The 12,089-nt window shown below is 45.0% G+C and carries 11 protein-coding genes and 1 other annotated feature (1 of these 12 only partly in view); of the genes, 3 read left to right on the top strand and 8 right to left on the bottom strand.

Annotated features, from left to right (window positions below):
- The first annotated feature begins 151 nt into the window (after positions 1-151).
- On the top strand, positions 152-1,411 hold the full coding sequence (gene ftsW, locus QMK20_RS16060) for a putative lipid II flippase FtsW (RefSeq protein WP_283652400.1): 1,260 nt from the start codon (positions 152-154) through the stop codon (positions 1,409-1,411).
- A 219-nt stretch (positions 1,412-1,630) separates the two neighbouring features.
- Here ftsW and QMK20_RS16065 read toward each other — a convergent pair whose 3' ends face one another.
- A complete protein-coding gene (locus QMK20_RS16065; RefSeq protein ID WP_013310912.1) occupies positions 1,631-1,996 on the bottom strand; it encodes an Asp23/Gls24 family envelope stress response protein in 366 nt (121 codons plus the stop codon).
- 192 nt (positions 1,997-2,188) lie between these two features.
- On the opposite strand from QMK20_RS16065, the gene cax reads away from it, so the two are divergent.
- Positions 2,189-3,259 carry a calcium/proton exchanger gene (gene cax / locus QMK20_RS16070; RefSeq protein ID WP_283652401.1) on the top strand — a complete coding sequence of 357 codons (1,071 nt, stop codon included), beginning with the start codon at positions 2,189-2,191 and terminating at the stop codon, positions 3,257-3,259.
- 102 nt (positions 3,260-3,361) lie between these two features.
- Here the strand turns inward: cax and QMK20_RS16075 are convergent, their stop codons facing one another.
- The 5 genes from QMK20_RS16075 to QMK20_RS16095 all read right to left on the bottom strand — a co-directional run bounded on the left by QMK20_RS16075 (position 3,362) and on the right by QMK20_RS16095 (position 8,368).
- Positions 3,362-3,652: an Fpa/YlaN family protein gene (locus tag QMK20_RS16075; RefSeq protein WP_014282319.1), complete on the bottom strand. Its 291-nt coding sequence runs from the start codon at positions 3,650-3,652 to the stop codon at positions 3,362-3,364.
- 141 nt (positions 3,653-3,793) lie between these two features.
- Positions 3,794-4,036 carry an HPr family phosphocarrier protein gene (locus tag QMK20_RS16080; RefSeq protein ID WP_044649319.1) on the bottom strand — a complete coding sequence of 81 codons (243 nt, stop codon included), beginning with the start codon at positions 4,034-4,036 and terminating at the stop codon, positions 3,794-3,796.
- 89 nt (positions 4,037-4,125) lie between these two features.
- Positions 4,126-5,241 (bottom strand): aminopeptidase, encoded by a 1,116-nt coding sequence (locus tag QMK20_RS16085; protein ID WP_283652402.1) that lies wholly within the window; start codon positions 5,239-5,241, stop codon positions 4,126-4,128.
- A 76-nt stretch (positions 5,242-5,317) separates the two neighbouring features.
- Entirely contained in the window at positions 5,318-6,169 is an 852-nt protein-coding gene (locus tag QMK20_RS16090; RefSeq protein WP_283652403.1) for a hypothetical protein, read from the bottom strand.
- Between the two features lie 213 nt (positions 6,170-6,382).
- The gene (locus QMK20_RS16095; RefSeq protein WP_283652404.1) at positions 6,383-8,368 is read right to left on the bottom strand and encodes a sensor domain-containing diguanylate cyclase; all 1,986 of its coding nucleotides are present in this window, start codon (positions 8,366-8,368) and stop codon (positions 6,383-6,385) included.
- 436 nt (positions 8,369-8,804) lie between these two features.
- Here QMK20_RS16095 and rpsD point away from each other — a divergent pair, with 436 nt between their 5' ends.
- Positions 8,805-9,404 (top strand): 30S ribosomal protein S4, encoded by a 600-nt coding sequence (gene rpsD, locus QMK20_RS16100; protein WP_025684247.1) that lies wholly within the window; start codon positions 8,805-8,807, stop codon positions 9,402-9,404.
- Between the two features lie 82 nt (positions 9,405-9,486).
- Here rpsD and QMK20_RS16105 read toward each other — a convergent pair whose 3' ends face one another.
- Together QMK20_RS16105 and tyrS are read right to left on the bottom strand one after the other, a co-directional pair.
- Positions 9,487-10,353 carry an AraC family transcriptional regulator gene (locus tag QMK20_RS16105; RefSeq protein WP_283656293.1) on the bottom strand — a complete coding sequence of 289 codons (867 nt, stop codon included), beginning with the start codon at positions 10,351-10,353 and terminating at the stop codon, positions 9,487-9,489.
- A gap of 226 nt (positions 10,354-10,579) precedes the next feature.
- Positions 10,580-11,833, bottom strand: a complete 1,254-nt coding sequence (gene tyrS / locus QMK20_RS16110; RefSeq protein WP_283652405.1) for a tyrosine--tRNA ligase — start codon at positions 11,831-11,833, stop codon at positions 10,580-10,582.
- A 65-nt stretch (positions 11,834-11,898) separates the two neighbouring features.
- Positions 11,899-12,089: a binding site (T-box leader), on the bottom strand (it continues 78 nt past the right edge of the window).

The raw sequence follows: 12,089 nt of genomic DNA on the forward strand, positions 1-12,089 counted from the left end.
TGTAGCAGATATGGAATTGTTGCGATATCCGTTGCTGTATGGAGGTTGCAGAACCCCTCCAAAAATACTATGATTAAATGGATAAACGATAAAATAATAATGATAAACGTCTGCGAGGTATAACTTGCGGCGAATACCGGGGGAAGCTGATATGAGAAATACGAAGCCGGAGACTCGAAGAAGAGGCACACCGGATTTCCAATTGCTGATCCTCACCTTGTTGCTGGTTGGATTCGGCGTAATCATGGTATTTAGCGCCAGCTCCAGCGTAGCTCTGCTGAATAAAGATTACAATTTTGACTCTTTGTATTTTGTGAAGCGTCAAGCTGCGTTTGCTATACTTGGACTTTTCATCATGTTCGTAGCTATGAATATTAGGATGGAAAAATATAAAAAGCTGTTTGTACCTTTATTTTTCATTACAGTTTTACTGCTGGTCATCGTTCTTTTTACAGGCTCTCTTAACGGCGCAAAAAGCTGGCTCAGATTTGGTAGTATTGGTTTCCAGCCAACCGAGCTTGCGAAAATATCCATTATCCTGTACTTATCCGCGCTGATTGTCAAAAAAGGGGATCGCTTTAGAGATTTACGAACCGGCTACATACCCGTAACCGTCATTGTAGGCTTTGTTGCAGGACTCATTATGCTTCAGCCGGATTTTGGGTCTTGCTTCATTCTGGTAGCCACCAGTGGCCTGATTATTTATGCCGGGGGAGCCAGTGTCAAGCATATTACGGCTTCGATTGGTCTGCTCTTACTGGGCGCTGCCCTCGTTTTCGGTGTAGGCTCGTTGTTTGGAGGAAATTCTGGAACAACAGATGGACAAGCCACAGCCAAGCAAGATTACAAAATCGGACGTTTTCAAGCTTTCCTTAATCCTGAGAAATATAGGCAGGGAACTGGATATAATCTGGTGCAATCCTTGCAAGCTATAGGGGAAGGCGGAATAAATGGGTCGGGATTCGGTAAGGGCATTATCAAGCTTCACTACTTGCCTAACTCTTTTAATGACTTTATTTTTTCCGTGATTGGTGAAGAATTCGGATTCATCGGAACAGCCATATTTCTGATGCTGTACCTGTATTTCATTTGGCGAGGGATGATTATCGCCTTGCGTTGCCATGATCCGTTTGGGACGTTGGTGGGTACAGGTATTATGGGCCTGATCGCCATTCAGGCGTTCATTAATATCGGCGGTGTAACCCAGACTATTCCGATCACCGGGGTTACGCTTCCTTTTATCAGTTTTGGTGGATCATCGCTTCTCGTCACGATGTTCTCCATTGGAATCATGCTCAGCATCTCCCGCGAAAACACCAAGCAGGCAGTACAGGAACGTACTACAGGAGTAGCAGTTCGGACCGAAGTGCCTAACCGTTTTCAAACTCGTAGAGCCAACCGTTCCCGTTAAAAAAAGAACTTCCCCGATCGCCGGCGACGGTGGTTTGGAAGTTCTTTTGTATATGTATATACATGCGTTCAATCTGGCGATATACGATGCTGCTTATCTGCAAACAAAAACTGGCGATCCTGAAACCGCCAGTTTTTGTGTTTTATTTGTATCTTCGCGGGGAAATTCCCTGCATGTATAAAACTGGCGGAAAACGTCGATGTACCCGCCTTGTCTTATTTACACTGCGTCGTCCTTGAAAGCGACACCCTCTACTTTTACGTTCACTTCCACAACCCGCAGACCTGTCATGCTTTCGACAGCTTCCCGCACATTTTGTTGAAGAATTCGGGACACCTCATGAATAGGTGTTTCGTAGAGCACAATAATACGGAGATCAATGGCAGCTTCCAACTGTCCAACCTCCACTGATACGCCTTTTTGCACATTTTTACCACTCAGCCTTTTGGCCCAGCCTTCAGATAAGCCACCTGACATTGCAGCAATGCCGGGCGTCTCCAGTGCGGCCATCCCCGCAATTTTACCTACGACATCGTTGGAAATCTTGATGTTTCCTGCTTCCAGTTGTTGAATTTGCTCTGCCATGACCTATGTCCCCCTTCATCCATCCTTTATTTGTATTGTAAAGCCTCAGCCACTGCAATTGCAAACCTTACGTATGAAAAATAACTTTCGTTTACAACCTATATCAATTTGGGTATATTAATTTAGAAAATCCATACAAGTGACAGCATTCACCAAACTTGTACATATCCTTTGATATCGAGGTGCACTACATTGAAAAAATGGTTATCTCCCAGCTTGCTGGTAGCGACCTTTGCCCTTAGCGCAGTCGCTCATTACGCACATTGGAACGCGATCGCTCAATTCGTCATTTGCGCAATCTCTGTCGTGTTCGTAGCCGGGTTTCTCGGCAGAGCCACCGAAAGCGTAGCACATTATGCAGGCCAACGTCTGGGCGGATTTTTGAATGCCACTTTCGGCAACGCAGCCGAACTGATCATTGCCATCTTTCTCGTAAAAGAAGGTCTTTACGATATGGTGAAGGCGAGTCTGACCGGCTCGATCATCGGCAATTTGCTGCTAGTGCTTGGAGCAAGCCTGTTCGCTGGTGGGTTGAAATACAAAGTACAAAATTTTAATGTATCACTGGCTGGCTTAAGCGGTTCACTGATGATTGTGGCGGTCATTGCCCTGTTTGTTCCGGCTGTATTTCTGAATACACATGTCATTACGGAAAGTGAGTCGGATACGCTCAGTCTCATTGTGGCAGGCACACTGATTGTGGCCTATATTGCGTGGCTTATTTTTTCCATGATTACACACAAAGACTATTTATCTGACGTAACTGAACAACAGGACGAAGAACTGCCGCATGAGCACGCCCCTGTGTGGTCCAGAAACAAATCTATTACTTACCTGGTAATCGCTACCGTTATGGTCGCCTTTGTCAGCGAATGGCTTGTAGGAACACTGGAGGTATTCACGACCCAGTTCGGACTCAGCGAATTGTTCGTGGGTGCATTCCTCGTTGCCATTATCGGTAATGCGGCTGAGCACAGCGCGGCCATTTTGCTGGCGATGAAAAACAAAATCGGCGCATCTGTCGAAATCGCAGTCGGCAGTAGTCTGCAAATTGCGCTATTCGTTGCACCTGTGCTGATTTTTGTCAGCTACTTCATGGGAAATACGATGAATATCGTTTTCACCACGATTGAGCTGGTTGCCATTGCCGTCGCTGTATTTATCGCCAAGTCTATTACCCAAGACGGCTCAACCAACTGGTATGAGGGATTGATGCTGCTGGTTGTGTATGTTCTGTTAGGCGTATCATTCTTCCTGGTGTAGACACCTTTCAAGGTAGGTTGACTCGTTCCTATTGCATATGTAAAGGCATCAAAAAAAGCATGCTCTCAGACTCGCATGCTCTCATCAATTAAAACCGTCTTCCTAATTGGCCTTATTGTTCATGGCCTCATATAGAATAGCCAGATTGCGTTCCAGCTCACTGACCAGCTGTTTACCTACCATTTCCGGAAGAAGGCCGGCGCGAACCGCAAAATCCACTTCCTTGGAAAATCCGTACATCTGAGTATCCAGCACTTCCTCATAGAGAGGGCAGTAACGGGTTGCCAGATTCTCCATCTGTACTTCAATAAGCTTCTTTATTTTATCTGCATCGTCCTGAAGCAGATTAATGGCCCTGATGTTCAATTGTTCCTGCAAATCAGATGAAGTCATGGATTCTTCCCCCCTATGTCTCAATGTCGCACAAGACGTCCTAACGTTAATATTAGACCAAATTGCAGGCTAATACAAGAACCTGACAAAAAAAGCATCCCTACAGTTACAGGTAGGGATGCTTTTGATCCAAGAATATAGTCAGGAGGCTACCGTTATGTGTAGCCCGTGCTTCTGGAACACTTCAGTCATCGCTTTCTTGGCTTCCTCCGCGTCAGGTCCGTGAACATGCAGCTCATAGCTGTGGCTGCTGACCAATGTCGTAAACAAGCCAAGTATACTTTTCACATCAATATACTTATTTTCGGAATGAAGGACGATGGAAGAAGTAAACTTGCTCGCTGTCTGTGCAATTTCAACAACCGCCGCATTATTATTAGACATAGAGATCCCTCGCTTTACTGGATTATCATGTATCATTACTCATCCATTATAATACATTGAAATCGCTTTCTCAGCAAGGAGAGATATCGTTATTTTAAATTCTCAGGATTTAACGGCTCCAGCTCAGGAAGTACAAATATGCCGTCTTTGCGGATTAGAACATCGTCAAAATAAATTTCGCCGCCGCCATATTCCGGACGCTGAATCAAGACCAAATCCCAATGGATCGAAGAACGGTTGCCGTTGTCTGCTGTTTCATAAGCCTGACCCGGCGTAAAATGCAAGCTGCCTGCAATTTTTTCATCAAACAGAATATCCTTCATCGGATGCAAAATATACGGATTGAACCCAATCGCAAACTCGCCAATATAGCGTGCTCCCTCGTCGGAATCCAAAATATCGTTTAGCCGCTTTGTATCATTACTCGTTGCTTCTACAATTTTACCATTCTCAAAGCGGAATTTTACATTTTCAAAAGTGATACCATTGTACAACGTTTGTGCATTATAGCTAATGGTTCCGTTAACGGAATCTCGCACGGGTGCGCTATATACTTCGCCATCCGGGATATTGCATTGACCGGAGCATTTGATGGCACCGATTTGCTTAATAGAGAAATTCAGATCCGTGCCCGATCCGCTAATCCGCACCTTGTCCGTCCGGTTCATCAGGTCTGCCAACGCATCCTGTGCCTTATCCATTTTCGCGTAATCCAGATTGCACACATTGAAATAAAAATCCTCGAACGCCTCTGTGCTCGTATTCGCTAACTGCGCCATGCTGTCATTCGGGTAACGCAATACAACCCATTTCGTATGCTTCACCCGCTGCTCGCTATGTACCGCATGCTGATAAATCGAATTATACAATTTCATCTTATCTTCCGGCACGTCTGACAGATCATTGACATTTTCACCAGCGCGAATCCCGATGTAGCAATGCATTTGTTTCATCCGATTAAGGTCTATTTCAGCCCAGGTTTGCACCATTTCCTTTGTCGCATGGCGAAGCATGGCGCTCTGTACCTTACGATCAGTAAGTTGAACGAAAACGTTGCCGCCTTTTTTGCCCACCTCATGAATAATGGCGTTAAGCAGGTCACGTTCTGTACCGATCATTTCAACTAACACGTTCTCACCCGGCTGTACCTCAACAGAGTAACCTACCAGATTTTCTGCCAGTTTAAGTATTCTGGGATCTTTCATTTGTTGTCTCTCCTTCTCTATTTCATTCTTTTTGAACAACGGTTAATTCGAAATCCATTGTATCATGCCCGCCCTGTTACTTGTAGCCCTCAAAAGCAACTCTGGTAATCAGAGCTTCCTCATGCTCCTCTCCGATTGCCTCCTGCCGGGCAATTCGGCATTCCGACGACAACTTCAGGGGCAGACCTGTTTGACGTTCTATCGTCAGATGATACACAGCCTGCACATCAGAATGTTCTAATTGGCTACTCATATCCTCGCGACTCTGCGCCCATATTCGATTCAATTTTTGCTGTAGCTCTCGATTCGTCCCGTCATACTTCATTTTCGCTTGCAAGAGTTGAGGATTTATGGCATTCATTTCTTTCATTAAACGCTCTTTCAACCATCGCTTTGCGGAAGCAGGCTCCGGCTCAATCCTCACTACCCAGGTTCCCCTCGCTGCCCCGGCCTCCATACGAACAGTCTTATTCAGTGCATTCAGTTCCTCCAGCTCCTGAATCGGATTAAAACGATTTAACATCCCTGCTCCATTCATAGCTATACGATCAGGCGTCACCGCAATCCATTTTCCATCCAGACGAAGAAAACGCTCCTTTGTTACCCCATTCCCGGATACGCCTTGTTCGAATGCAGCATAGCTTGACTGTTTGTTAAAAGCCGCCGCAGAACCCCAATGCATGGTCAGTTCATCGTGATTGCTCACTTTCCCATGATATGCAAATTGTTTGTTCATCAGCAAACCGTTTTTGGTTATGACACCAGCCTGTCCTTTGAACGTTAACATTTCTTTGCCCGCTATTCCTGCAACTGCTCTTTTAAAAATCTGCTCCGGCGCATTTTGCTGTTCTGTCAGTGTACATCCACTCAACGAGCACATCACGAGCAATATACAAACTAGCATAACCCATTCTCTTCTCCAACGCATCCAATCATCCGCCCATCATGTCCTGAAATAACCACTACCCAGTAAACAAGGAATCGCACTTCAGGAAAACTACGTTACTTGTACTTATCCATTCTAGTGCCGCTTATGCGCCACACGTCTGAGTTTGTTATTTTTATAGCTACGATTAGGGTTTCCTGTCTACAAAAGGTTATGCACAGCAAAAAAAAGAGAATATTCCATTAGGAACATTCTCTATGAATTACTGACATGATCAATAACAATCCGGTTGCGCCCTTCATTTTTCGCCTCATACAGAGCCATATCTGCCCTGTAAAATAAAGATTCAATACTAATCTGCTCATCCAGCCAATTCCATTCGGCAATTCCGCAGGAGACGGTCACCTGTGGCTGGGTCTCATGTTCTACGCGATAACGGATTTTTTCCGCATATTCCAACGCCTGCTGCACCCCAAGCTGCGGCAAATAGATCGCCAGTTCCTCGCCACCCCATCTGGCACATACATCCACACTGCGAGTCGCCGAACGAACAATATCGCTGACGCTTTTCAATATTTGGTCACCTATCTGATGCCCGTATGTATCATTCACCTGTTTGAACTGATCAATGTCCACCAGAATGAGAGATCCGCAAAAATCTTTCTCCTGATGCCTCTGAATTACTTTGTCCACATAATGACGTACATACAAACCCGTTAACATGTCCATATTGGCCAGACGCCGTACCTCAGCATGCAGCATGGCATTTGTTACAGCCAAACCGATATGGGGCGCCAGCATTTGCAGCATTTTGTAATTATCGTACGAAAAAAAGTGAGGGAGCTTACTAGACAATAAAATAGCCCCTCTCGGCGTGCCGCTGGTCTTCATAGGTACCGCCATCAAAGAAAGGGAGTCGGTCATATCCATAAAATCGGAGGATATCTTCCCTTCCTTTCTGTAATCCGACACGATGAGAGGCTCTCCTGTTCTGCGTATCAGCCCTGCAAACCCGTCCTCATCAGAGTAACTATGCAGCCTCGAACTTTCTACGTTGCTTGACGTGACCTTAAAGCAATTTTCCTCCTGATCGAGTTGCACAATACAGCAAAAGTCAGCCAAGAACATTTTCAATAATTCCTGCACAGCAAACTCGAATATTTCATTCAGTTTAAGGCTTTGATTCAAGCGCTGAACGAGTTCATTAATGAGGCGCAACTCATGGATGAGCACATTGGATTGCTCCAGCAGCTTTGCATTTTCAAATGCGGTGCCGGCTGTGTCTGCCATCATGGCGATCAGCTCCACATCCACTTTCTTCATGCTTTCGACACCTGATGGAAGAATCATATGGAATACACCATATACTCCTTGCTTGCCACGTAAAGGAATGCCAATTTCGGTCATTTCTCCTTCTGTGCCTCCAGGCTCATTTACAGCCATTTGACCTTTCATAAATGCACGTACACATACATCCTCGTCCCGCTCGTGCAACAACAAAGGTTTGACCTGTGGATTACGACTGTGTCGATCCTGGCTCATATATAACGTGATATCCACATGAGGAAACAAGTAAGCTATGCTGCCAAATACCTCGTCCAGCACGCCTTCAACATCAATCTTGTCATGCATCCGCTTTACAATCTGAAATAAAATAGAGCGTCGCCTGCCTTCGCGGTCGCTCCGGTTCTTCATCCCGAGGATGTCTTCCATAAATATATACTCAAATCTCGTATAAAAGCAGGATCTAAAATGCAAAGCTGCCGCCAATAATGCATCCTGCTCAGGAACAGAATGTTGAGCAGGCAGTGTAAAACGAAGAGCAGCAAAAGTCTCACCCTTATAATTGCGGCAAAATACAGGAATCATGTACACAAATGCAAGGCTTCCGTCCCGAAGTTTGCGTTGGCTTATTTCCATTTCTCTGGACAAACAGCAACGTTCGACCAGCTCCAAATCCTCGTCATCATCCTCTTCCCTACCTGCAACCCGAACACCTGTAAAATTAAAAACGGCGGTATGTTCTTCATTAACCCACGATATGCCATTGCTCTGCTGCAACCAGTTTCGATACCCTTGGACAAGAAGCTGATTAATATAGGGGAAATCAAATGGTGTCATATCCATGTTTTGGAGCCAGGCAAAAGACGTATATCCTTTATCATCAAACAGCGGGGCATCGCTAGCCTGGGCTGTTTTACCGTCAAGCGTTTGCTGATCCGTTGTTGAAAAGTCCGACATATTAAGGCGCTCCTTCACAGCAAAATTAGCTGTACCAAGACAGCGGCTATACACCACTATAGCTTATAATATGATCTATTTTACTCTTAACTACAGAAATATGCATCCATTTTCCAGAAATTCGTCCCACTTTTTTAGTTCTAAAGCCCTATCGACAAATTTTGACGTTTTCATTCTTTTTCTCTTCTTGACATTGACCCACTATTACATATAGTATATATTAATGAAAAAGACTGTACGGCAGAATTATCTACTGTGCGGATCTTAAATTTTGGGCGTAACAGTTTGTGTCACCCTCATCTTATTTGTTGCTGACAGGACAGCGGCTGAACTTTTCTGTCAGTAGTGCGCATCACCTTGATAGGGAGCGCCGAACAAATTGGAGCGCAAAGAGAGCCCCAACTCAAATTTTAATTATGAAGGAGTTAACTCTATAATGGCACGTTACACTGGTCCTAAATTTAAATTGAGCCGTCGTCTGGGAATTTCCCTGAGCGGCACAGGTAAAGAATTGAAACGCCCTTTCCCTCCGGGACAACATGGTGCAAACCAACGGAGAAAAATCAGCAACTACGGTATGCAGCTTCAAGAAAAACAAAAGCTGCGTCACATGTACGGCTTGGGTGAAAAACAATTCCGCACTCTGTTCAACAAAGCTCAACACATGCACGGTATCGCTGGTGAGAACTTCATGTTCTTGCTGGAAAGCCGCCTGGACAACCTCGTGTTCCGTCTTGGCTTTGCTAACTCCCGTGCAGGCGCACGTCAATTGGTAGCACACGGTCACGTTACTGTGAACGGTAAAAAAGTTGACATCGCTTCTTACCAAGTAAGCTTGGGCGACGTGATCGGCCTACGTGAAAGAAGTCGTTCCCTGTCTTCCATCAAAGAAGCTTTGGAAAACCGCAACCACTTGGCAGCTTACCTGGAGTACAATGACGCAGCTCTGGAAGGCAAATACATCCGTTTGCCTGAGCGTGGCGAATTGTCCCAAGATATCGACGAAAAACAAATCGTCGAATTCTACAACCGCTAATCCTTGTGATAGCACCGAAAAGCACCCGAACTTCGTTCGGGTGCTTTTTTTCGTGTTACTGTTGCGTGAAGCTTGCAACATTTTATTCGATCGGTATATATACCTTAATATCCAAATCGGGAAAGGAAGAATTCATCACATCGGTGATTTCAAAATCCGGTCCTTCCCTACGCTCAAAATTAGAGTTGGGAAGCCATGTGCCGTAGATATAGTTTCTTACATCCTGAACCCGGCCATTTGGACCTGAAGCGTTAAATTCGGCATACCTTCCAGCTGGAATCTCCATATAGATAAAGCCCTTTGCCAAATCCTCCGCTTCTCCCTCAACTTCCTCGCCAATCACAAATGAAAATTCACCATTATCTTGAAAATAGCAAGCAATACCATACGACATCCCCGGTGCAATTTTGTTCGGAATGCGCATAAAATGCTCATTCTTTCCAAAGTGATCATAAAATCCTGGAATCTCATTATAATGCTGCTCATGATTCAGGTTTGTTTTGTATTCATGCCCTATAATCTTAATCGTATCGAGTTGCAGCATCACCGGCTTATTAACATCTAAATCTCCTTTGGTGTTCTTTTGATAATCCAGAAAATTGATCTTGTGTTGTCGAGAAATATCTATATCACGGTTCCGGTATCTCCCCGGGGTGACACCAAAACTTTTTTCAAAAGCACGTGTAAACGCTTCTTGCGAGCTGTACTGGTATTCAAGAGCGATATCTAATACGTTTTGATGGGACCGTTTCAGCCCTACAGCCGCCTCCGATAATCTTCTCTTCCTTATATACTGTTGAACCGTAAAGCCCGATATCGCCTGAAAAAGCCGCTGAAAATGAAAGGCTGAAAAGCAAGCTTGCGAAGCAATTTCAGTAATTTCTAACTCCTCCCGAAGATTCATTTCAATAAACTCAATCGCACACTGTATTCTTTTAAAGTAGTCCATACGATCCTTCCCCTTACTCGTTGTGGTTTGACCATTCATCCGCCAAGCGAATTTAATAAGACTTCGTAATCCATTATGTACAATCCTACACAAGCTTGTTTGATCATTTGTGCTAAGTTTACCACGGTTTTTCACTTCAAATAGAATGTGTAAAAAAGCAACGCTAAGACATGAATATCGTCTCAGCGTTGCTTTTAAAAGCATTTTTATTTCCCAACTATAAAAATCAACCCAGCTTGATTTTGGCGAACTTCCGTTTACCAACCTGCACAATATCGCCTTCCTGCGGCGTGTATGCTTCGTTTACATCGGTCCATTTCTCTTCGTTAATTTTGACCGAGCCCTGCTGAATGCTGCGTTTGGCTTCACCGTTAGAAGCCGCAAAGCCCAATTGAGTCAGCAATTGGATGACACGGATGCCGCCATCTTCCAAATGATCCTCCGTCAAAGTGAACTCTTCAATATCGTCAGGCAGTGCTCGTTGCTGGAATACAGTCACAAAATGCTGCTTCGCTGCTTCCTCCGCTTCCTTACCGTGGTACATGCGTACCAACGTTCCGGCCAGCTTCATTTTGGCGTCACGCGGATGCACTGAACCGTTCTTAATACCTTCCGCGAGCTCAGCCAGTTCCTCATTGTTCAAATCTGTTGCCAGCTCAAAATATTTAAACATCAGTTCATCAGGAACCGACATGGATTTTCCATAGATTTCGTTCGGCTCTTCATCGACACCAATGTAATTGCCCAGACTTTTGCTCATCTTCTGCACGCCATCCAGCCCTTCAAGCAGTGGCAACGTAATGGTGGCCTGTGGCTCCACTCCGTATTCCTTTTGCAGAGTTCTGCCCATCAGCAAATTGAACTTTTGATCTGTACCGCCCAACTCAATGTCGCTTCGGAGTTCCACGGAATCCATCCCTTGCATCAACGGGTAGAAAAATTCATGGATGCTGATCGGCAAGCCGTTTTGGTATCTTTTCGTAAAGTCATCCCGTTCCAGCATACGTGCGACAGTTACTTTAGCGGCCAGCGTTACCACATCCGCAAAAGACATGGGCGCCAACCAATGGGAATTGTAGTATACCTTTGTTTTTTCGGGGTCCAGAATTTTGAATATCTGCTCCTTATACGTCTGAGCATTGCGCTGGACATCTTCCTCGGTCAGCTGCTTACGAGTTTCCGATTTGCCTGTCGGATCACCAATCTTGCCCGTAAAATCGCCGATGATAAGTTGTACCTGATGACCAAGCTCCTGAAACTGGCGTAGCTTATGCATAACGACCGTATGCCCGATGTGAATGTCCGGCGCCGATGGGTCAAGTCCTAATTTAATTTGAAGCGGCTCACCGCTAACGACCGATTTAATAAGCTTACGCTTCAGCTCGTCCTCCGGTACAATTTCTGCCACACCACGTTGAATCACATTTAATTGACGTTCTACCTCTACCTGCTGTTCAGGCTTCAACTCTTCCCATTTCATCCTGTATACCTCCTGTTTTTATCCAAAATATTACATATTAAACAGACCAAAAAGCCCCTTTCATCCCAAGGGACGAGAAGGAGCCGCTCGCGTTACCACCCTAATTAAAGAAACATATGCCAAAGACAAGCGTTTCTTTCACTTCATTCCTATAACGGGCCTACACCCGGTACTGGATTACTATAGTCAGCTTCACAAATCTGCAAAAGCTACACCATTCATCCAGACAGCTCCAGACAGTAATTCAAAGGAGGGT

The organism is Paenibacillus sp. RC334 (assembly GCF_030034735.1).
GTDB lineage: Bacteria > Bacillota > Bacilli > Paenibacillales > Paenibacillaceae > Paenibacillus > Paenibacillus terrae_A.